This window comes from Nitrosospira briensis, from assembly GCF_900115125.1.
In the GTDB taxonomy this organism is placed as follows: Bacteria; Pseudomonadota; Gammaproteobacteria; order Burkholderiales; family Nitrosomonadaceae; genus Nitrosospira; species Nitrosospira briensis_A.
In genome coordinates this window covers 25,527-47,565 of record NZ_FOVJ01000005.1, presented here as the reverse complement: position 1 = coordinate 47,565, position 22,039 = coordinate 25,527, and the positions used below count along the sequence as shown (strand labels likewise).

21 protein-coding genes and 1 tRNA gene are annotated in these 22,039 nt (G+C 53.5%); 3 read left to right on the top strand and 19 right to left on the bottom strand.

Annotated elements, in window-relative coordinates:
- Positions 1-43: 43 nt before the first annotated feature.
- From lipA to BMZ14_RS10650, 11 genes are all read right to left on the bottom strand, one after another.
- Positions 44-988, bottom strand: a complete 945-nt coding sequence (gene lipA / locus BMZ14_RS10700) for a lipoyl synthase (RefSeq protein ID WP_074797385.1) — start codon at positions 986-988, stop codon at positions 44-46.
- Between the two features lie 19 nt (positions 989-1,007).
- Positions 1,008-1,673, bottom strand: a complete 666-nt coding sequence (gene lipB, locus BMZ14_RS10695; RefSeq protein ID WP_074797382.1) for a lipoyl(octanoyl) transferase LipB — start codon at positions 1,671-1,673, stop codon at positions 1,008-1,010.
- A 38-nt stretch (positions 1,674-1,711) separates the two neighbouring features.
- Positions 1,712-2,032, bottom strand: a complete 321-nt coding sequence (locus tag BMZ14_RS10690; RefSeq protein WP_074797380.1) for a YbeD family protein — start codon at positions 2,030-2,032, stop codon at positions 1,712-1,714.
- Complete coding sequence (locus BMZ14_RS10685; protein WP_074797378.1) at positions 2,029-2,904, bottom strand: D-amino acid aminotransferase; 876 nt, start codon at positions 2,902-2,904, stop codon at positions 2,029-2,031. Before BMZ14_RS10685 ends, BMZ14_RS10690 begins: the two co-directional genes overlap by 4 nt.
- A 45-nt stretch (positions 2,905-2,949) precedes the next feature.
- Positions 2,950-4,089 carry a D-alanyl-D-alanine carboxypeptidase family protein gene (locus BMZ14_RS10680; RefSeq protein WP_074797598.1) on the bottom strand — a complete coding sequence of 380 codons (1,140 nt, stop codon included), beginning with the start codon at positions 4,087-4,089 and terminating at the stop codon, positions 2,950-2,952.
- 91 nt (positions 4,090-4,180) lie between these two features.
- The gene (locus BMZ14_RS10675; RefSeq protein ID WP_074797376.1) at positions 4,181-4,462 is read right to left on the bottom strand and encodes a hypothetical protein; all 282 of its coding nucleotides are present in this window, start codon (positions 4,460-4,462) and stop codon (positions 4,181-4,183) included.
- A 144-nt stretch (positions 4,463-4,606) separates the two neighbouring features.
- A complete protein-coding gene (locus BMZ14_RS10670) occupies positions 4,607-6,130 on the bottom strand; it encodes a helicase HerA-like C-terminal domain-containing protein (protein ID WP_074797374.1) in 1,524 nt (507 codons plus the stop codon).
- A gap of 88 nt (positions 6,131-6,218) precedes the next feature.
- Positions 6,219-7,130 carry a CobD/CbiB family protein gene (locus tag BMZ14_RS10665; protein WP_074797372.1) on the bottom strand — a complete coding sequence of 304 codons (912 nt, stop codon included), beginning with the start codon at positions 7,128-7,130 and terminating at the stop codon, positions 6,219-6,221.
- Positions 7,131-7,185: 55 nt separating this feature from the next.
- On the bottom strand, positions 7,186-8,061 hold the full coding sequence (sucD, locus tag BMZ14_RS10660) for a succinate--CoA ligase subunit alpha (protein WP_074797370.1): 876 nt from the start codon (positions 8,059-8,061) through the stop codon (positions 7,186-7,188).
- A gap of 1 nt (position 8,062) precedes the next feature.
- Positions 8,063-9,253, bottom strand: coding sequence for an ADP-forming succinate--CoA ligase subunit beta (gene sucC / locus BMZ14_RS10655; RefSeq protein WP_074797368.1), 1,191 nt, complete (start codon positions 9,251-9,253; stop codon positions 8,063-8,065).
- A 267-nt stretch (positions 9,254-9,520) separates the two neighbouring features.
- On the bottom strand, positions 9,521-10,252 hold the full coding sequence (locus tag BMZ14_RS10650) for a PP2C family protein-serine/threonine phosphatase (RefSeq protein WP_074797366.1): 732 nt from the start codon (positions 10,250-10,252) through the stop codon (positions 9,521-9,523).
- A 155-nt stretch (positions 10,253-10,407) separates the two neighbouring features.
- On the opposite strand from BMZ14_RS10650, the gene nirK reads away from it, so the two are divergent.
- Entirely contained in the window at positions 10,408-11,796 is a 1,389-nt protein-coding gene (gene nirK / locus BMZ14_RS10645) for a copper-containing nitrite reductase (protein ID WP_218145019.1), read from the top strand.
- A 348-nt stretch (positions 11,797-12,144) separates the two neighbouring features.
- Here the strand turns inward: nirK and BMZ14_RS10640 are convergent, their stop codons facing one another.
- The 6 genes from BMZ14_RS10640 to rpsU form a co-directional block, all read right to left on the bottom strand.
- A complete protein-coding gene (locus BMZ14_RS10640; protein ID WP_083396761.1) occupies positions 12,145-13,161 on the bottom strand; it encodes a formylglycine-generating enzyme family protein in 1,017 nt (338 codons plus the stop codon).
- 124 nt (positions 13,162-13,285) lie between these two features.
- A tRNA-Ile gene (locus BMZ14_RS10635) sits at positions 13,286-13,362 on the bottom strand.
- Positions 13,363-13,401: 39 nt separating this feature from the next.
- Positions 13,402-15,513: an RNA polymerase sigma factor RpoD gene (rpoD, locus tag BMZ14_RS10630; RefSeq protein ID WP_256208570.1), complete on the bottom strand. Its 2,112-nt coding sequence runs from the start codon at positions 15,511-15,513 to the stop codon at positions 13,402-13,404.
- 211 nt (positions 15,514-15,724) lie between these two features.
- A complete protein-coding gene (gene dnaG / locus BMZ14_RS10625; protein ID WP_074797362.1) occupies positions 15,725-17,518 on the bottom strand; it encodes a DNA primase in 1,794 nt (597 codons plus the stop codon).
- A 159-nt stretch (positions 17,519-17,677) separates the two neighbouring features.
- Positions 17,678-18,124, bottom strand: coding sequence for a GatB/YqeY domain-containing protein (locus BMZ14_RS10620; protein WP_074797593.1), 447 nt, complete (start codon positions 18,122-18,124; stop codon positions 17,678-17,680).
- Positions 18,125-18,186: 62 nt separating this feature from the next.
- On the bottom strand, positions 18,187-18,399 hold the full coding sequence (gene rpsU / locus BMZ14_RS10615; protein ID WP_004179462.1) for a 30S ribosomal protein S21: 213 nt from the start codon (positions 18,397-18,399) through the stop codon (positions 18,187-18,189).
- Between the two features lie 173 nt (positions 18,400-18,572).
- Here rpsU and tsaD point away from each other — a divergent pair, with 173 nt between their 5' ends.
- Positions 18,573-19,619, top strand: coding sequence for a tRNA (adenosine(37)-N6)-threonylcarbamoyltransferase complex transferase subunit TsaD (gene tsaD / locus BMZ14_RS10610; protein WP_074797360.1), 1,047 nt, complete (start codon positions 18,573-18,575; stop codon positions 19,617-19,619).
- Here the strand turns inward: tsaD and plsY are convergent.
- Entirely contained in the window at positions 19,614-20,222 is a 609-nt protein-coding gene (gene plsY / locus BMZ14_RS10605) for a glycerol-3-phosphate 1-O-acyltransferase PlsY (protein WP_074797358.1), read from the bottom strand. The two genes, tsaD and plsY, sit on opposite strands and share 6 nt — an antisense overlap.
- A 105-nt stretch (positions 20,223-20,327) precedes the next feature.
- Between plsY and BMZ14_RS10600 the strand changes: the two genes are divergently transcribed.
- Positions 20,328-20,726, top strand: coding sequence for a dihydroneopterin aldolase (locus tag BMZ14_RS10600; RefSeq protein ID WP_074797591.1), 399 nt, complete (start codon positions 20,328-20,330; stop codon positions 20,724-20,726).
- A 165-nt stretch (positions 20,727-20,891) separates the two neighbouring features.
- On the opposite strand, the gene BMZ14_RS10590 is transcribed toward BMZ14_RS10600, so the two are convergent.
- On the bottom strand, positions 20,892-21,527 hold the full coding sequence (locus BMZ14_RS10590; protein WP_256208569.1) for a CBS domain-containing protein: 636 nt from the start codon (positions 21,525-21,527) through the stop codon (positions 20,892-20,894).
- Positions 21,528-22,039 lie beyond the last annotated feature (512 nt).

Below are 22,039 nucleotides of genomic sequence, written 5' to 3'. Positions count from 1 at the left end.
TGGTGGTCAATATCCTCTCTTGGATAGAATCGCCTGATCGCTGCTATTTGATACCCGCCTCATGCGCCTGCTTATCGGCATGATAACTTGAGCGCACCATAGGCCCGCAGGCCGCATTACTGAATCCCATTTCAATTGCAGCACGTTCCAATTCCTTGAATCCTTCCGGTGGCACGTAGCGCAGCACGGGTAGATGTCCGGTGCTGGGTTGCAGATACTGTCCGATCGTGAGCATTTCTACATCATTTGCACGCAAATCGCGCAGCACCTCAAGAATTTCATCGTCGGTCTCTCCCAACCCCAGCATTAATCCGGACTTGGTAGGGATATCCGGAAAACGCGCTTTGAAGTCCTTCAATAACCTGAGCGAATGCGCGTAGTCGGCGCCCGGGCGGCACTGCTTGTAGAGCCGTGGAACAGTTTCCAGATTATGATTCAGCACGTCCGGCGGACCGGCGAACAGTTTTTCCAGCGCGACTTCCAGTCTGCCACGAAAATCCGGTACAAGAATTTCTATTTTTGTCTGCGGCGAATGAGCGCGCACTTCGCGTATGCAGTCCACAAAATGCTGGGCGCCTCCATCACGCAGATCGTCACGGTCGACGCTGGTAATAACCACGTATTTCAGCTTCATGGCCGCGATTGATTGCGCCAGGTGCAAGGGCTCCTGCGCATCCGGTGCCAAGGGCTTGCCATGCGCCACGTCGCAGAATGGGCAACGGCGGGTGCAGAGATCGCCCAATATCATGAAGGTGGCCGTACCCTTGCCGAAGCATTCACCAATATTGGGGCAGGACGCTTCTTCACACACTGTGTGCAGTTTTTGTTCCCGCAGAATCCGTTTGACTTCGTAGAACTCCTGGCTGTTGGACGAACGTACCCGAATCCAGGATGGTTTGCGCAGCACTTCACCCGGATTTTGCGGTGTAATCTTGATAGGATTGCGCGCGGTTTTAGCGGCACCTTTCTGGCGAATTTCAGTTGTCATGACAAGAAGCTATGATTCCTTAAATATAAATTCGGGCCTGCAATTTTTTGCCAAGCTTGCTGCTCAGTACTTCCAGACCGTCGCTTATTCCCAAATCGCTTGTTTGAGTTACACGTAATCCGGAATAGCCACAAGGATTAATCGAGGCAAATGGAACAAGGTCCATGTTTACGTTGAGGGCAAGGCCATGGTAGCAGCAGCCTTTTTTTATTTTCAATCCCAACGCCGCGATTTTTGCGCCCGTCACATATACCCCCGGCGCATCCCTTGAGCCTTCAGCTTCGATGTTGTAGTCGCGTAGCAAGTCTACCACGGCGCCTTCCATTTTTCTGACCAGCTCGCGCACGCCCAGTTTGAGACGCCGCATATCCAGTAGCAAATAGGCGATGACCTGACCCGGACCGTGATAAGTGATCTGGCCGCCGCGATCTGTCCGTATGACGAGAATCCCGTTGTTGTGAAGCAGGTGTTCCGGCTTGCCCGCTACGCCTTGCGTGTAGACCGGCGGATGTTGCAGCAACCAGATTTCATCGGGCGTATTCTCCGTGCGGGAGGCGGTAAAGTCCTTCATTGCCTGCCATGTGGAAAGATAATCCACCATGCCGACATGCCTGATTTTATTGTCCGAACTGTCTGCTACTGGCTGAAGACCTGGTTCCGGGGATAGGGAGTATAGGGAGTACATAATGAATAAATCCCGGGATCTTCAGAATTTGGGACTTGTTAAAGCACCATTACCACCAGGGGATGATCGCACAGTTCCTGGTATAACGCGTCAAGTTGTTCGCGAGAAACAGCGCGAACGGTACAGGTAAGACTGAGATAATTATTCTTTTTGCTGATCCTGACCTCCAGGGTTGCATCGTCAAAATCAGGCGCGTGGCGCTTCACCATCATCAGTACTGCCTGGGTAAATTCCTGCCGGCGATGCTCCAGGGGCGCGGGACTGGCCGGCGAACCCGACAAGGAACCCACCCGCCCCATGATCTTGACGGGAAAATCACAGGGGTATTCAATCAATGTGGGCTGGTCGGACGAACTCACCGATTGTGAACCTCCAGAATCTTGGCGCTACCTCGCATGGTCGTCTGTTTATAACTCTGATAGAGCCTATAGAGCCGTGCGAACATCGCGCCCGGCTTCCCTTCGCCTACCGGTTTGCCATCAAGGCGGGTGACGGGCATGATTTCTCTGGTCGAAGAGGTCAGTAATAGCTCCTGCGCCGTACGTAATTCATACTCGGAAACCTCTCTGACTTCACACGGAATCTTTTCAGCCGCCGCCAACTCAAGCACGACATCATAGGTAATTCCAGGCAGCATCAGATGATTTTTTGGCGGCGCGAGCAGTACCCCATCTTTTGCCAGAAAAATATTACTGGCGGCCCCCTCGGTCATGAATCCGTCCCGCAACAATATCGTCTCCATCGCGCCTGCATCAATCGCCATCTGGCGTAGCAGTACGTTGGGCAACAGCGAAATTGCCTTGATGTCGCAGCGTAGCCATCTATTGTCATCGGCCGTGATAGCAGCAACACCAGTAGCGAGCAACTCCCGGGGTGGCGCAAGCAAGGGGTTGCTCATGATAAAAACGGTTGGAATAACGCCTTTTGGAAAGGCATGATCCCGCCGGGCCACGCCCCGGGTCACATGCAGGTAGAGGTATTGATCGTCGCCATCGTTGCTCGCGATAATTTGTTCCACCAGACTGCCCCATTCTTCGTCGGAATGTGGATTTTGCAGGCGAATACCATCAAGGCTGTGCTGCAAGCGAAGCAGGTGTTCAGCCAGTCGAAAGGGCTTATGAGAATAAACAGGGATGACTTCATACACGCCGTCCCCAAAAATGAAACCTCTATCCAGCACGGGAACGCGTGCTTCCTCGATAGGCAGGAAATCACCGTTGAGATAAATCATGATGAACCTTGTTCATAAACGGGTACCGGAGCGCGCACGCATTGCCTAATTAAGCATCAACCGCATGCTATCCCAGGCACGGCCAATAACGTTTGCGGCATCCACGGTTTCCAATGCTACCAGCGGGTGTTCAGCCACAAGCTTGCCATCTATCGTAAATTTTACCCTGCCTACTTTTTGTCCTGCATTGATGGGAGCAACCAGAGGCTGCTTATATTCCATTTTGGCTTTCAGCTTATCCACCTGATATTTGGGAAGCGAGAAGTAGACATCATAACCGAATCCCGTCTTGAGCGTATCCTGTGCGCCTTTCCATAGCTGGATGGCAATCACTTCATGCTCCTTGGGATACAGGCGTACTGTATCGTAGAATTGAAACCCGTGATTCAACAGGCGCTGGCTCTCCATGGCGCGGGCGCTGTCGGAGGCTGTTCCCATCACCACGGAAATCAACCGCCGGTCGCCCCGTTTTGCGGAGGTAATGAGGCAGTAGCCGGCTGCTTCCGTATGCCCTGTCTTGAGTCCGTCCACATTGGGATCGAGCCACAGCAACCGGTTACGGTTGGGCTGGGAAATTTTGTTGTATGTATACTCGCGTAGAGAATAAAGCGGATAGTACTCCGGAAAATCACGAATCATCGCAGCGCCCAGCAGGGCGAGATCATGCGCTGTGCTGTAGTGCTCCGGATGCGGGAGACCGGTTGAATTGGCAAAACGGGTATCCTTCATGCCAAGACGTTTCGCCTCTTTATTCATTAACTGCACGAAGCCGCTCTCTGAACCCGAAACCGCCTCTGCCAGTGCTATGCATGCATCATTACCGGACTGCACGATCACGCCGCGCATCAATTCATCAATCGTGACGGGTTTGCTGGGTTCGATAAACATGCGCGAACCCGGACTGCGCCATGCGCGCTCCGATACCGCCACCTGCTGCGTCAGGCTGATGCGCTTCTGATGAAGGGCAGAGAAAACCACATATGCTGTCATCAGCTTGGTAAGCGATGCAGGTTCAACGCGCTCGCGAGCATTCTGGCTGACCAGAGTCTGTCCGCTTTGAAAGTCGGCAAGAACATAAGACTTTGCCGCCAAGGACAGGGTCTGCGGCACTATGTAGAGCTGCGATTGCTGGGCGGTCACGGGTAACGCGAACAGGCACAGCAACAGGGGAAGGAAACGTTTCATGGCAAAGCTGCAAAAAACGCTATTATAGCCCAGCCACGGAGCACGCGTTACCGAAGGCACGTCACTTGCAATTTCCTCGCCTCATTTCCAATCATGGTTTGCGCTCGCAAATACTGAACCCGTCATTCCAGCCCAGCTTATATTGACTATCGGCGGCAAACCGGCGTTGATCCTTGAATCCGTAACGCGTTTTTTTTGCAGTTTCGCAACCATCAATATACCCATCCTTGAACGCGGGCGAGTAGCCGGCAAGATTATAGACAGGCCGCGTTGTGGCAGGCAGTGGACCGTCAGGGCGCTCACCCTGAATCTGCCCTGTAGTCGCACAGCCCGTGACGACCGTTATCAAGAAAAACACCGCGATCAAACGCATTACCGCCCCTCCTGCCTTATTAGAGATAGGTTCGCAAGCATTACAGGTGATGATAAGTGCAGATCGACAGGAAACCCGTGTGCAACGCACGACTGCAAAATCTGGACGGTTTCGATTCACAGCAGTGATTGTATATCATCTCGATCAGCGCCTCCGGCCGCCACCGAAGATGCCGCCCAATACTCCCCTGAAGATTTCACGGCCAACTTGCGAACCAATGGAGCGGGACGCGCTTTTGGCAGCCGCTTCGAGAATGCCGGGCTGCCGGCCCCCTCTGGGCCCGGTCTTGCCAAGCAGCATACCGCCCAGCATGTCCATCATACTGCCTCTGGAGCCGGCATTGCCTTCCCCGGCTGGCTTTGATGTTGCCTCACTCCCGACGTCCTGTTTAAGTTCTGTACGGCTTTTGATTATTTCATACGCCGATTCACGATCCACCAGCTGTTCGTAATGCCCGAAAATAACAGAGGACTTGATAATGGCCTTCCGTTCACTCTCCGTGATGGAGCCTATTCTCGACGCAGGCGGCAAAATAAACGCACGCTCAACCATGGACGGACGGCCTTTCTCATCCAGCAGCGATACAAGAGCTTCGCCGACCGAGAGCTCTGTAATTGCTTTTTCGGTCTCGAAATCGGGGTTGGCGCGCATGGTTTGGGCTGCGGACCTGACCGCCTTCTGATCGCGCGGGGTGAACGCGCGCAGCGCATGCTGTACACGGTTGCCAAGCTGGCCGAGGACATTCTGCGGAATGTCCAGCGGATTCTGGGTCACGAAATACACGCCCACGCCTTTGGAGCGTATCAGCCTCACCACCTGCTCCACTTTCTCAAGCAGAGGCCTGGGCGCTTCATTAAACAGTAGATGGGCTTCATCAAAGAAAAACACCAGCTTCGGCTTTTCCGGATCGCCAACTTCGGGAAGATGCTCGAACAGTTCCGATAATATCCACAATAGGAAGGTGGAATACAGCTTGGGCGAGTTCATCAGCTTTTCGGCAGCGAGAATATTGATCATGCCCCTGCCACTGCCGTCGGCCTGAATCAGATCATTAATGTCGAGCATTGATTCGCCGAAAAAATTGTCGCCTCCTTGCTGCTCGATCTCCAGCAGCGAACGCTGGATGGCACCTATCGAGGCAGCGGATACGTTGCCATACTGGACCGTGAAATCCTTGGCGTTCGCGCCGACAAACTGCAACATGGTGCGAAGATCTTTTATATCGAGCAGCAGTAGCCCGTTATCGTCCGCAATCTTGAATACCAGCGTCAGCACGCCCTGTTGCGTATCGTTCAGATTGAACAGGCGTCCGAGCAGCAGAGGCCCCATGTCCGAGATGGTCGCACGCACCGGATGCCCGGATTTTCCGTAAATGTCCCAGAATGTAACCGGGCACGCCGCCCATTCGGGTTCATCGAGCTTGAGTTGACCAAGACGCTCTTTCATTTTGAGCGAAGCCGCGCCTGGAGCGGAAAGTCCCCCCAGGTCGCCTTTGATGTCAGCCATGAATACGGGCACGCCAATTGAGGAGAATCGCTCGGCCAACACCTGTAATGTCACCGTTTTGCCGGTACCGGTCGCGCCAGTGATCAAGCCGTGGCGATTGGCAAATTGGGGTAATAATCCGACTACGTGGTCCGAGCGGGCGATCACTAATGGTTCTGGCATGAAAACCTCACAGACCGGCTAATAAAGGGATTTCAAATACATCGGGCTTGTCCATCAATTATCAATTAGATAAGCTACTCTTTTTCGCTTACCCGGCCCAACTGGCGATCTCCAGCAGTAGAAGCAGCATCAGCCACAGCACCAGGGTACGCCAGGCCAGGCCAATGGTGCTTTGCAAAAAATCCACGTCGGCTTCTTCGCCCACACCAAGTTCGGGACGATAGTGCTTGCTGCCCGCAGCATGCATCGGGTCTCCCAGGCAAACCCCAAGCGCACCCGCACCGCTGGCCAGAATGATGCCCTGGTTGCTGTCTACCCATGATGCCGCCTGGACGCGCCAGCAGTAAAGGGCATCCTCGAAATTACCTGCAACGGCGAAACTCATGGCAGTAAGCCTTGCCGGAAGCCAGTCTATGATCTCGAAGGCTTTTACGGCAAAATCCCCAAACGCGTCCTTGCGGGTGCCCCAACGCTCACTCAATAACTCAGCGAGGCGGTACAGTATTGCGCCTAGCGGTCCCGGCAATATTGCGAAACAAATAATAATCCCGAACACATAACGGTGTGAATAGATCAAACCCATCTCGATGGTGGTCCGGGCAACTTCCTGGTTGCTCAAATCGCCTGCTTCCACCCCGTGCAACTCGCTGAGCAGGTCGCGCGCGAGAAACAGGTCTCCATTCTTGAGGGCCTCGCTGACTTCAGTCAATGAATAGCTGAACTGACGAAAGCCCATGATGAGATAAAGCACTATCACGTTCCCTGCCCACGCCAGCACCGGATTGAGGCTATACAACAAATAGTAGATCCAGACCGAGATTATCAGTACGGGTATCACCGCGGCAGTCCATGCAGCGATGCCATGACGGCGGACGCCCGTGTTGAAATAGCGCTCCAGCGAATCGGCATAAGAGAGAAAAAGCAGGATAATGCGATTGCGATCGCTGCCGGGACGCCATCGCTCCACCAGGAGAGCAGAGATCAAGGAAAAAAAGGTCATTGCAAAAAAGCCACGGTAGTCTTTGTGTTCCTTTTCATCATTAGGCTCAGCATCATCACAACACTGATTTGAGCACCTTGCCCATCTCTGCGGGGTTGCGCGCAACTTTAATCCCGCACTCTTCCAGCACTGCGAGCTTTTCCTGCGCCGTGCCCTTGCCGCCCGAGATAACGGCACCCGCATGTCCCATGCGCCTGCCCGGGGGTGCCGTCAAGCCTGCAATAAAACCCACCAACGGCTTTCGCATATTATCCCTGACCCAGCGCGCACAATCTTCCTCGTCGGAGCCGCCAATTTCACCCACCATCAAAACGGCATCGGTTTCATCATCGTCGTTGAACAATTTCATGACATCCAGATGTTTCAGCCCATTTACGGGATCGCCGCCGATGCCGATGCAGGTGGATTGCCCCAATCCCTGCTCCATCAATTGCGCCACTGCCTCGTAGGTCAGGGTGCCGGAGCGCGACACCACGCCTATGCGCCCCCTCTTGTGTATGTATCCCGGCATGATCCCTATCTTGACTTCGTCGGGCGTGATGATGCCGGGGCAGTTGGGACCAATCAATCGCGTTTTTCGCCCCTGCATCCTGTAGCAGGTGCGCAGCATGTCGCGAACCGGAATACCTTCGGTAATGCAGATTACCAGGTCCAGTTCCGCATCCACCGCTTCGTCAACTGCGGCAGCGGCAAATGGTGGCGGCACGTAGATAACCGAAACGGTGGCCCCGGTCGCCTGCTTCGCTTCCTTCACCGTAGCATAAACCGGGATACCTTCGAAATCCTCACCCGCTTTCTTCGGGTTCACGCCAGCGACAAAACAATCTTTTCCATACGCATAATCGCGGCACATGCGAGTATGAAATTGTCCCGTCTTGCCGGTAATGCCCTGGGTCATTACCCGGCTATTACGATTGATCAGGATGGACATGTTACGTTCCCTTTATTACGGCTTTGGCAGCGGAGGCCGCCGCTGTAACAGCCTTCTCCGCGGCATCGGCCATATTGCCCGCCGAAATGATCGGCAGCCCCGATTCTGCCAGGATCTTTTTACCCAAATCCACATTGGTCCCTTCGAGCCGCACTACCAGTGGAACGTTCAGCTTCACTTCAAGCGCCGCTGCTACCACCCCTTCGGCGATCACGTCGCACTTCATGATTCCACCGAATATGTTTATCAGGATGGCCTGCAGGTTTGGATTGCGCAGCATGAGCTTGAACGCCTCCGCCACCTTTCCGGCGGTGGCTCCGCCTCCCACATCCAGGAAGTTCGCAGGATTCCCTCCGTAGAGCTTGATAATATCCATGGTGGCCATCGCCAGGCCCGCGCCATTCACCAGACAGCCGATATTCCCGTCCAACGAGATATAGGAGAGGTCATGCCGGGAGGCTTCTATCTCCGCCGGGTCTTCCTCGTCCAGATCGCGCAGCCCGGAAATATCAGGGTGACGGAACAGGGCGTTGTCATCGAAATTCATCTTCGCGTCGAGCGCGAGGACATGATGCCCGGCGGTTAATATGAGGGGATTGATTTCGACCAGCGAGGCGTCGGTATCGGTATAGGCTCGGTACAAACCCTGTAGAAGGGCCGCTGCTTCTGCCACGGCCGGTTCTGCAATACCAATCTTGCGCGCGACCTCTTCGGCATCCCGAGCGCCCAGGCCGGCCAACGGGTCGATGAATACCTTATGAATCTTTTCCGGGCTTCTGGCGGCGACCTCCTCGATATTCATCCCGCCTTCCGAGCTTGCCATCAGGCAGACGCGCCGCCTGCCTCGGTCCAGCACCAGGCCGATATAAAACTCTTTCCTGATATCGAGGCCCTGCTCAACCAGAAGCCGCCGTACAACCTGGCCCTGCGGGCCGGTCTGGTTCGTAACAAGCGTCATACCCAATATTTGTCCGGCGAAGTGCTCCACTTCATCGATCGACTTCGCCAGCTTTACGCCGCCACCCTTGCCACGTCCGCCAGCATGGATCTGCGCCTTTACAACCCAGGCGTTCCCACCCAGTTTTCCAGCGGCCTCCGCTGCTTCATCAACGCTGAAGCAGGCGAGACCGACCGGTGTGGGGACGCCAAACTCGCGCAAGATGTTCTTAGCCTGATACTCGTGAATTTTCATGGCTTCTCCCGCGATTCAATAGTGGAGTATATCGCAATAGTTTTGCTGAAGTTGCTAGAAGGACCACGAACTGCCGGAATCGAGCGGCGCCGGAAAACAATGCGGAAATCACGCCACCTCGGGTGACGTGCCCAGGGGATTCGAACCTTGTACCTGACGTGACAGGGGCGACATTATGACCTCATAGACGACCGGACAACGGCCGCTCGGCGCACCCAGGCAGATACCCGGCATACAATAGAGCCGTCTTTGAAAATTGTATGCTATCTATACCTCCACCTCGCAAAGAACCACGGTGATGTTGTCTCTCCCCCCGGCTGAGATAGCAGCATCGATCAGGCTCTTCGTCTTGTATTGAATCGATCCAACAGAAGCGAGAATGGCGCGGATAACTGAATCATCCGCCATGTCCGTCAGCCCGTCCGAACAGAGCAGAAAAATATCGTGTTTGAGCGCCAAGCCACTCAAAATATCGCAGCTACCTGATGGGTCCGACCCGATGGCGCGGAGGATAACGTTTTTTCGCGGGTGATTTCTTGCCTCTTCCGCAGTCAGCATTCCCCTATCTACTTGTAACTGTACCAGCGAGTGATCCTTGGTCAACTGTTGCAGGCTCCCATCCCTTTGCAAGTAGACCCGGCTGTCTCCCATATGGCCGACAATGTATTTGTTTTCCGAAAACACCAGCAAGTCCCCCGTGCATCCCATTCCTTCATCTTCGGGATGTTGTGCGATATGCTCCAATATCCGCTGGTTTGAGCACCTGAACACTTTCTGGACCAGTTCATGAATCATTTCTTCAGATGCGGGAATAGGCTTACTGAAAATAGCTTGCGCCGTCTCGATAAAATATCCGCTGGCGATTTCGCCCGCCGCGGCGCCACCCATCCCATCGGAGAGTGCAAATAGTCCGGCTTCCGGCATGGCAAGGTAAGCGTCCTCGTTGTTGGTACGCCAAAGCCCGACATCGGTTGCGCCTGCTGCAAGTAACCTGACCATATACCGCTCTCCTTGCAACTAATAGTTGAGCTAAGTTTCCTTCATTTTTTTTATTTTGGTATGGTGATTGCTACAGTCGTCCTGAATGAGAAATTTTGTAATCCAAGCGGAAGAGCAAGCTTCAGCCGCCTTATCATACTTTACAGGAGATGCACATGAAGACATTGATTTTCTGGCTTGCTGCTATTTGCGCGCTGACTTTTGGCCAGTCGTCGATTGCTGCTGACCAGAATCGAGATAGTGATGCTGTGACCTACCGGCCCGATATAACCTTTACCTTGCGTACCGATATCGCGGAGGGCAAGCTGGTGTTTGTCGGTGAAACGGATGCGATCGCCGGCAAGATCAACCCCGATCTGAACGTGCCCGAGGGGGCGGTTGTCCAGATCAACCTTGTCAATGGCGACGGTGCGATCCACGACATTGCCATTCCGGAATTTGGCGCGAACTCTGGTCATATTACAGCAAAGGGCGCAGCTACCGCGATGGTGTTTCGGGCAACCCGGGCAGGTAAATTTGAATATCTCTGTACTTTGCCCGGTCATAAAGCCGCCGGAATGTTCGGTCAGCTCATCGTGGGCAATCCACCGGAAAAGGCGAAAAGTACCGCAATCGATGTGGCACAGGATCCATATGCCGTCGGCCAACCTGTTGGCAATCGCCCGCCGAAGCACTTGACGTTAAATCTGGAATCCACAGAGATCGATGGCCGGCTTTCCGACGGAAGCACCTATAAGTACTGGACCTTCGATAACAAGGTGCCCGGTCCATTTGTGCGCGTTCGCGTAGGCGACACCATTACCGTTAACCTGGGCAATGCCAGGAATAGCACTCACATTCATTCGATAGACTTTCACGCGGTTACCGGTCCGGGTGGGGGCGCCGCAGTGACCCAGGCCGCTCCAGGGCAGACCAGGAGCTTTACCTTCAAGGCGCTGCATCCCGGACTGTTCGTCTATCACTGCGCAACCCCTATGGTCGCGCAGCACATCGCGAACGGCATGTATGGAATGATCCTCGTTGAGCCTGAAGGTGGCATGGCGAAGGTCGACAGGGAATTTTACGTGATGCAAGGCGAGCTCTACACCGCACAGCGGCATGGCACACCTGGCTTACAGGAATTTTCGCTCGAAAAGCTCCTTGCCGAGAACCCCGACCATCTTATGTTCAATGGCACCATGGATGCCCTCACCAAAACCCACAAAATGGAAGCCAATACCGGCGAAAATGTACGGATTTACTTCGGTGTCGGCGGGCCCAACCTACCCTCCAGCTTCCATGTTATTGGCGAAATATTCGACAAGGTGTACGAACACGGTACGCTGTCCAGCCCGCCCGTCGCCGAGGTGCAGACTATACTTGTGCCGCCTGGGGGCGCCACCATAGTGGAATTCAAGGTGGATTACCCTGGCCGTTATATTCTGGTTGATCATGCCCTGTCGCGCATGGAGAAAGGGCTTGCGGGTTACCTGACGGTCAGTGGTAAGGCAAACCCGACGATATTCAACAGCAAGGAGAAGATCGACGCGACATCGGGACATTAAAGAATATTTTAGTAGGGTCAATCGCGTTTGACTTCATCGATTCTCTCTGTAGCAATTATCTGTTATGGGAATTTACAATAACGGCATACTGGAAGGCAAAGAAACGAAAATGACTTTCATCTCTGTAAAGTCGCATTTTTACTGATCCGCCTGTTGCGCGCAAACAACGATCGGGGGATATAGAATCCTTAGTTTTTATCATTATTGTTTTTATAAATCACTTGGATATGGATATCCACTTATACAATGGGACAGGAGCGGGGCAAACATGGAAAAAGAGAGGCATTTTCGTAAGGCTGTGCTGCTCATCGAGCATCATCCCAGCCGTTTTCCATCGATCGACACCGTTCAGCGCACTGACACCTCGCGCACAAGACGCATTCCAACCAGCGTGTAGCGCGAATCCGGCGAAATCCAGTTGCGATAGGATGAACGTGCGTACAAGGCCCAAGTATGCCAAGATCCACCACGTCGTACTCGCACGCTGCCCTCGGCTGGCCCTTGCGGATTGTCGACAGGTGACCTCGAATAGTAGTCGTCCGCATACCAATCCGAGACCCATTCCCAAACGTTGCCATGCATATCGTAAAGTCCCCAAGCATTGGGCGCAAAGCTACCAACGGGTGAAGTGAAAGCAAAGCCATCGTTCCCCGAAAGCGCAAATTGTGCCCAACGTTGCCAATACCCCCTGGCGTCAGAATCAAAGACATTGGCGATTTTCAGTAACGATTCTGGATTATCACCGCTTGTATAGCGTGTACGTGTGCCGGCACGGCAGGCATATTCCCATTCCGCCTCAGTTGGCAAGCGATATTTTACTCCCTCCTTCTCGCTAAGCCATTTCGCAAGTGCCACCGAATCGTTCCAAGTCACGTTTACGACCGGATGATTGTCGGCTTGGTCAAAACCAGGGTTCTGCCAAGAGTATTTCGGATTACGTCCCTCAAAGGCATCGCCACTGACAGATTGTAAGGAATCATAATTCGCGTTATATCCGTAACCTCCCGTTCCGTCTGCCACCGACTCCGGGGTATAGCCCGAAGCTTCTATAAATTTACGGAACTGCCCGACGCTAACCTCGAACTGAGCCATATAGAAGGCTTGCTTGAAACGAACCGGATGCACAGGCGCTTCGTCCCCCAGTTCCACTACACGACGGCGCTCGTACTGAGGGTAAGCTTTTGACAAATCGTCCGGTAACTCATTACTGCCCATTAAGAACGCCCCAGCCGGTACCAGTACAAACTTCATTCCCAGCGAATTCTCGATTGCCGCAGGTGGTGCACCTTGATCGACAGCAAAGATTGATTCAGATATCGTTAAGGTAAGTACAAAAACCAGCGTTGCTGCGAACATCTGTCGCATAAGCCGTGTCCCCTTATAGGTGTAATGCTGTTTCGTTGTATCTAGAGGAACAATGACAAATGCGAGGGTACTGCCCCACCATAAGAAAAGGCTCACGGTTTTATTCGTAAGCCTTTGTTCTATTTGGTGGGTCTGGTTGGACTCGAACCAACGACCAAGGGATTATGAGTCCCCTGCTCTAACCAACTGAGCTACAGACCCTATTCAGACACTAAAAAGGAAACAAATACCGGTAGTCGTTCAGCCTTCCGTATCCAGGAAGCTTCGCAGGCGCTCGGAACGAGAAGGATGCCGCAATTTTCGTAATGCCTTGGCCTCGATCTGACGAATACGTTCACGGGTTACGTCGAACTGTTTACCGACTTCCTCCAGCGTATGGTCGGTATTCATTTCGATTCCGAAACGCATGCGCAATACTTTCGCTTCACGCGGCGTTAGCGAATCCAGTATATCTTTCGTAACATCGCGCAGGCTAGCATAAACTGCGGCATCTGACGGCGCCATGGTGGCGGAATCCTCGATGAAATCGCCGAGATGGGAATCTTCATCGTCACCAATGGGCGTCTCCATGGAGATCGGCTCTTTGGATATTTTGAGGATCTTGCGTATTTTCTCTTCCGGCATTTCCATTTTCTGCGCCAGGAGAGCGGGTTCCGGCTCCTGTCCCGTTTCCTGCAGAATCTGGCGCGAGATGCGGTTCATCTTGTTGATGGTTTCGATCATGTGAACCGGAATACGAATCGTGCGCGCCTGATCCGCGATGGAGCGCGTAATGGCCTGACGAATCCACCAGGTAGCATAAGTGGAGAACTTGTACCCGCGCCGGTATTCGAATTTGTCCACCGCTTTCATAAGCCCGATGTTACCTTCCTGAATCAAGTCAAGAAACTGCAATCCCCGGTTGGTGTATTTCTTTGCAATGGAAATCACCAGCCGCAAATTCGCTTCGGTCATTTCGCGTTTCGCCCGGCGCGCCTTGGCTTCGCCGGTAGACATCCGGCGGTTGATTTCCTTGAGGTCTTTCAAGGGAATGCCGACCTGCTTTTGCAGGTTCAGCAGGTTTTGCTGCTGCTCAACGATATCCGGCAGATAGCGTTCCAGTGTCTGGCTATAAGGCTTTCCAAGCGCGACTTCCGCCGCAACCCATTCGAGGTTGCCTTCGTTCCCCGGAAATGCTTTTATAAAGTGACCGCGCGGCATTCCCGCCTTAGTCACACACAATTCCATGATTTTCCGCTCATAGCTCCGCATTTCATCCACCAGCCCACGCTGGGTATCGCATAGCCTTTCGACCATTTTCGCAGAGAAACGTATGGCCATGAGTTCGGCTGAAATCTGTTCCTGAATGTCTTTATATGCCTTGTTACCTGTTCCCTTCTTTTCCAGCGCTTTCTGCATTTCGCCATATGCCTGCTGGATTACCGCGAAACGCTCCAGCGCGTCGTTTTTCAATTTAAGCAAATTGGCGTTGGCTATCGCAACAATGTCTTCGTCGTCGGCGCTTTCTTCGCTCAGTTCCTGCTCCAGCGATTCATCAGTGATTTCTTCGCCAAGCATTTCCTCGGTATTGGGATCCAGCAAGCCGTCGACCAGCTCATCGATGCGCATCTCGTCCCTGGCCACCTTGTCGGCCAGGTCGAGAATTCCCGCTATGGTGGTCGGGCAGGCGGAGATTGCCTGGATCATATGCTTCAATCCATCCTCGATACGCTTTGCGATTTCGATTTCACTCTCGCGGGTGAGCAATTCCACCGATCCCATTTCACGCATATACATGCGCACTGGATCCGTAGTACGTCCAAATTCCGAATCAACGGTGGAAAGCGCCGCTTCAGCTTCTTCCACCACGTCCTCATCAGCCACCGTGGGCGCGGTCTCGGACATCAGCAGCGTTTCGGCGTCGGGCGCCTCGTCGTAAACCGAGATGCCGACGTCATTGATCATGCTGATAATGTTTTCTATCTGCTCTGCGTCGAGCATGTCATCGGGCAGATGATCGTTGATCTCGGCATAAGTGAGGTACCCACGCTCCTTGCCTTGCACAATCAAGCTCTTGAGACGCATCCGCCGCGCCTCGAGGTCTTGCGGCGCAAGGGATGATTTCTCGTCCTTTGCCTGGGCGAGCTTACCTTCCTTTGCCGCCTTGACCTTTGCCATCTTGGGGGTAAGCAGGGCCGGTTCCTTGACCGCCATCACAGCCTTTGCGATTTCAGCCACATGCGCCTGGGTTTTGGCGGGCGACTTCGTAGCTGTAGCGGCTGCCGTAACGTTATCTTCCAACGTTTCCACAGCCGTATTTACCTGCGCTTTCGCCCTTGTTTCTTTTGCCTGTCCTCTTGACGACTTCTTCATATCACTCGCGTCCTTTTTCGCTGACATCCGAACTTGCTGACCGCGCCATCCGCAGCCGCAACCGGTGAAATGCCAGTCTCTAATTTCACCGCTTTCACTGCCGTTTCGACTTGTGTTTTTAGTTTTATCAGGTCTCTTCCGGAGTATCGCCGGTTGAAATTAAAAACTGACTATTATATCAAAATCCCGTTACACTGTCCGGGCATCGCCTTCAGGAAACCACCACTCGCTGCAGTTCCTGTTTTTCCTCTGGGGTTAGGGTGCTGAGGGACTTGCTGTGTAACTTCGTCATTCGTTGTTTACGTCTCATTTCATGCAGACGCGCCATCGCCCCGGCAAACTCCGCTTCCACATTTATTCCGCTATCCCATGCAAGAGTCTGGCTCTCCGCCTTTTCCAGAAGCATACGATGGGGACTATCATGAAAATATGCGGTAGCCGAAGGTATTGCCGTGTTTCCTCCAGTATTGGGGTGAGTATCGATAAATTCAACCAGTGCTGCCAGCGCCGCTACCTCTTCGTCATATTCCTCGTCCTGCGTGAGCAACTCCCTGTCCAGCTTCCCGATATAAGTGGAATCGTACAACAACACCTGCAGTAGCCAGCGATAAGGCGATGCAGGCTTTGGCCGTGGCGCTCTTTCACGCGAAACAGACGCGGAAACACGCCTGATCTTCAATAAATCTTCCAACTCGCGCTGGCTGAGCCCACTGATCTCCGCCAATTTTTTTAACAGCATCAATGCAAGCCCGGGCGCAATAACTTTCGCAAGCAGCGGCTTGGCGTCCTGTACCAGTTTAGCGCGCCCCTCGCTGGTTTTGAGGTCAACACGCGCCGACAGTTCCCGAAAAAGAAAAACGGATAGCGGCACCGTCTGCTTCAGCAATTCTTCAAAGGCTTCTTTCCCGAAATTACGGACATAACTGTCCGGGTCTTCACCCTCGGGCAGGAAGAGGAAACTGATGCTCTTGCCATCTCCGAGTTGGGCAAGGCTGTCCTCCAGCGCACGCCATGCCGCTTTTCTGCCGGCACTGTCACCGTCGAAACAGAACACCACGTCATCTGTCTGGCGCAGAAGTTTCTGGACATGAAAAGGTGTTGTGGCGGTGCCCAGCGCGGCCACGGCGTATTCGATGCCATGCTGGAAAAGCGCCACCACGTCCATATATCCCTCAACCACGATCACGCGCCCAGCCTCGCGAATCGCTCTGCGCGCAGCGAAAAGATTGTAGAGTTCGCGACCTTTCTGGAACAGAGGTGTTTCCGGTGAATTCAGATACTTGGGCTCGCCCTGCGCCAGAATGCGCCCCCCAAAACCCGCAATAGTTCCTTTAAGGTTAAGAATGGGAAACATGATGCGGTCACGGAATCGGTCGTAGCAGTTGCCGTCGGCATTCTCGATTGCCAGTCCGGCTTCTACCAGCAGGTTTTTCTGTACTTTCGCCTCGTAGCCGGAAAAGGCGCCGCCCAGGTTTTGCCACCCCGATGGCGCGTAGCCAATGCCGAAATGCGCAGCGGTCTTGCCTGTCAAGCCACGCTGTCGCAGATAGGCGACGGCACTTTCCGAATGCCTGAGCTGCTCCCGGTAAAATCGGGCAGCGACATCCATTACTTCGAGCAAATCCCTGCTAGAAGCTTCTTTGCCTTGCTGGATGCTCTGCGGCAGTCCAGGTTTTGAACCCGATCCTCCTGTCCCGGAGGGAAACTCGGCCGGCTGCGCCGGGACCTGAAGCCCGACCCGAGCCGCCAGATCATTCACCGCCTCGACAAAACTCATGCCGTTATATTCCATTGCGAAACCGATGGCGCTGCCGTGCGCGCCACAACCGAAACAGTGATAAAACTGTTTGGTAGGGCTTACAGTGAACGAAGGTGTCTTTTCGCTGTGAAACGGACAACATGCGGTGAAATTTGTGCCGGCTTTCCTGAGCGGCACATCGCGCTCGATGACGTCGACGACATCCACGCGGCTCAGCAGTTCCTGAATGAATGACTGTGAAATCATTTATAGCGGATCAGGCAATAATATTTGGCTGGAGCGCAAACAGAAAAATTGCATCTACTGAAAGAAACATGCTTCCATCCATTCCGTACCGCTATTTTTTGTAACTGACCGTGCTGCAATCATCCGGGAGGGAGGCCCGCCGGCTGTGAGCTATAACAATCAGGTGGCGAGTTTCGCTCTTACCAGAGCGGACACCTTGCTCATGTCCGCGCGTCCTGCAAGCTCGGACTTGAGCACACCCATCACTCGCCCCATGTCCTGTTGCCCTTTCGCCCCAACAGCGGAAATCGCTTTGCCTATAATGCCCTCAACCTCGGTATCGCTTAATGCTTCAGGCATGTAAGCTTGCAGGACGCTTACTTCGTACTTCTCCGTGTCGGCCAAATCATCCCGACGCGCAGCCTCATATTGAGCAATGGAGTCTTTGCGCTGTTTGAGCATTTTCTCGATGACAGCAATGACTGCAACATCGTCCAACTCAATACGCTCATCTATCTCGCGCTGCTTGATTGCGGCCCGCAACAGCCGGATGGCGTCGCGTCGCTTCGTATCGCCCGCACGCATCGCGGCCTTCATGTCTTCGGTGATTTGCTGCTTCAGGTTCACAATGAACGAAACCAAGCCGGACCTTTATGAAGGATTAGCTGCTGTTTTTCGACTGACTCTGACTAATAAAGTTTCGGCGGAAGCAATTGGCTGCGCAGGCGCTTGTAAGTACGTTTAACCGCTGCAGCCAGCTTGCGCTTGCGTTCGGCGGTCGGTTTTTCGTAAAATTCCCTTGCGCGCAACTCGGTGAGCAAACCGGTTTTTTCGATGGTACGCTTGAAGCGCCGCATGGCGACTTCAAATGGCTCGTTTTCCTTGACTTTAATAGTGGTCATGAAGATGCAGTTCCTCTCTAAAAGTTAAAATGGCTGAATAACCAGTCAGACGTGCTACAGTTATCTGTACTATCCCACCGTGCTGCCTGGCTAGCTGAAGTCTAAATATAGACAGCTTATTATTATATAACAAGTACCCCATCCTGTTGTAGAAGTCATTTTTCCCTACTCACTTGCTCGTACTCGGCATTGAAACTTCGTGCGATGAAACCGGCGTTGCGCTCTATCACACGAAGCAAGGCCTGTTAAGCCATGCGCTTCATTCCCAAACCCAGATGCACGGGGAATATGGCGGCGTGGTGCCGGAACTTGCGTCCCGCGACCATATCCGGCGGGTACTGCCCCTCATCAGGCAAACCTTTAGCGCAGCCGGGCTCCGACTGCGCGACCTCGACGCCATCGCGTATACCCAGGGACCCGGGTTGGCCGGAGCACTGCTGGTGGGAGCCAGTATCGCCTCGGCTCTTGGCTTCGCGCTGGAAATTCCGGTTCTGGGCGTTCATCATCTCGAAGGGCATCTTCTGTCTCCGCTGTTATCCAGCCCCGCACCGGCTTTCCCGTTCGTGGCGCTACTGGTATCGGGCGGCCATACCCAATTGATGGAGGTGAACGGCCTTGGACAATACAAATTGCTGGGTGAAACCGTGGATGATGCGGCAGGAGAGGCCTTTGACAAGACTGCGAAGCTGCTTGGCCTGGGCTATCCCGGTGGTCCCGCGCTATCAAGACTTGCTGAAGAATTCAGCATGGCAGGCAAGCCAAGGCGGTTCGAACTTCCGCGCCCCATGCTCCACAGCGGTAATTTCAATTTCAGTTTCAGTGGCCTGAAGACAGCGGTGCTGACCCTGGTTAATAAACACGAAATGACTCAGGAAACCCGAGGCGCCATTGCCCTTGCATTTCAGGAGGCCGTGGTCGACGTGCTGACGGAGAAATCCCTGGGGGCGCTTGCAAAGACCGGCCTTACTCAACTGGTAGTAGCAGGCGGAGTGGGCGCGAACCGTCAACTGCGCGCCAGTCTTAGCCTTAGGGCGGAAAAAATGGGCGCTACCGTTTTTTATCCCGAACTCGAATTTTGCACGGACAACGGAGCCATGATCGCATTCGCGGGAGCGATGCGCCTGCAGTCATTGGAAAACCTGGATCAAAACCTGGATAAAACATTTACGGTAAAGGCCCGATGGGACCTGGAAATGCAGGAGATTGCAGTGGATTCATGAGGCTCTACGCTTGCCGATGCGCGGCTCGTTACCGGCAATCAGACCGGCGATGTTTGACTTATGCCGCCAGATAAGCAGTAAGGACATGACAAAAACAGCAAAAGTACGGGCATCGAAACCGAGAAAGAATATTGCGTAAACGGGCGCAAACCCGGCTGCTGCCAAAGCAGCCAACGATGAAAAACGCCACACCGCTGCGACTGTAATCCAGATTGCGACTGCAAGCAACCCCATCCATGGATTAAACGCTAGCAATACACCGAGTGCGGTAGCAACCCCCTTTCCGCCCCGGAAGCGTAAAAATACAGGGAACAGATGGCCTAGAAATACAGCCAGTGCCACTGCGGCAATCGCTTCGCTACCCAGCTGCAATACTGGCGCAAAGTGTTGCGCCAGTTCCACTGCCAACCAGCCTTTACCGGCGTCCCCCAGAAGAGTAAATACGGCCGGCGCCTTCTTCCCGCTGCGCAGCACATTCGTCGCCCCCGGATTCCTCGATCCATAGGTGCGTGGGTCGGGCAAATGAAAGAACCAGCTCGCCAGTACGCCGAAGGAAATGGAGCCCAGTAAATAGGCCAGCAGAATGAAAACTGCCAGCGTCATGTCATTAGCGCCATCTTTGCAAATAGAATAGAATCCCTCTGCTGATTCTACGTGAAAAACAGCCCCGACAACGTATTCCGGATGGGCTTCAATTCCTTATTGCATATGGACATCATCTTCCTGCAAGAACTCAAGATCAAAACGCTGGTGGGAATCTACCCGTGGGAACTCAATGCCCCGCAAACCATTCAACTGGATCTGGAAATCGCGCTGCCGACAAGCCTCGCGTGCCGGACAGATAATTTTGAGGATGCTCTGGATTATTCCCTTATCGTGCAACGCATCAACGACACCCTTTCCCGGAAACATTTCTCTCTGCTTGAAGCTTTAGCCGAGCATATCGCACAACTCGTCCTGACGGAATTCAGATCACCGTGGATCAAGGTCAGCGTTGCCAAACTCAACGCGATACGCGGCGTAAGAAAAGTGGGGGTGTGCATCGAACGGAAAATCGATATCGGCGTAGCGTGCGGAAGCAGCACGAACACCTCCAGCGGTACATGAATACCCTGGAGCGGCAAACGACAGCATCCGCTTGTGCGGATCAGGAAAGGATGGTTGCTCTGCCGTCAAAGTGGATTCCAATAAAAAGTCAGCCTGGAGAATTCGGCAATTGGAATCCGGTTCGTTATATGGTAGTGCCGCAACCCCTCGCCCGCCCCCCGCTAATCAAGCGATAAGTGCGGCCTCAATTTCAGTAAAAGTCTTGGCGACTTCCGTGGATTGAATTGTCACACCGAGTTGCTTCTCGATCTGCGTCAATGAAAAAATGCCGCACACCACCGGCTTGCGGTCGACATCTTGCTCTATCACCAGGGTGTGCTGGCGTCCCGCGTCCAGCAGGGTAGCAATAACATTTCCTACATGAGCATGCTGAACCCGCTCGACAGGAAGGGCTTCCAACCGCTCGAGAGGGGTCATGATGTCGGAGACCAGAATCTCATTATGCTTTACGCACCGCTCCTGAATGAAACGCAGCGGCTTTTCACCAAGAATATCGCTTGCGGTGATAAAGCCACAGAGGAGCTTGTCTCCATCGAGCACAAACAAGGAACGCACCCCGCGCTGCATCATGTATGCATTCGCTGATTCCATAGTCTTATGCGGCTCGATTACCGCGGCATTGATGAGCCGCAGGTCGGTCATAACATCCAGTGCGGGCGAAGTGAGATTTACAGGGGCAGGTGAAGCGGGGCTGATTACCCGCACGGCACCTGCAAGGCGCTGTGCGGGAAGGAGGTGATAGTCTGGCATGGCGTTATCCTCCAGCTTGTACGGAATACACTTGAAATCGATGTGAGTCAAGCATTCCTGTTCCAGACTCTACGCTCCAAGGGATGAAGGGTCAATGAGTCCTTTGGCCAAGTAATTTTTACTCCATCCCCTCTACCTCCAATACAGGAGATCCACTACGGGTTTTTCGCCCCACGCGACGACAACAGCAATTACAGCACGCAAATTTCCTGCGCCCGTATCAGCAACTTATCTTGCCTAAACCGCCGTTCTATCTTGCGATAGCTGCTCCACGAGTCCTGGTCCGGATTCTTTACCATGACTTCATACACAACGATGCCATCGTGAACCGTCGCCCATCCTTCTCCTGCCACAGTGGAAGTGGCGCTTATAATGAAGGGAGAATCTATCCTTGTATAACGACAAGAAAAACTCCTGCAGTTCACGTTGATTGAAGCGCGAGAACAAGCGTCTCTCGTGGGAGACAAAGACTTGCTTAAAACAGACTCGAAATTGCGTAACTTACTGATTTCTCATAGATCATTTTATGGCATAAAAATTGCTTCTCCGCCTATAGCCGCGTT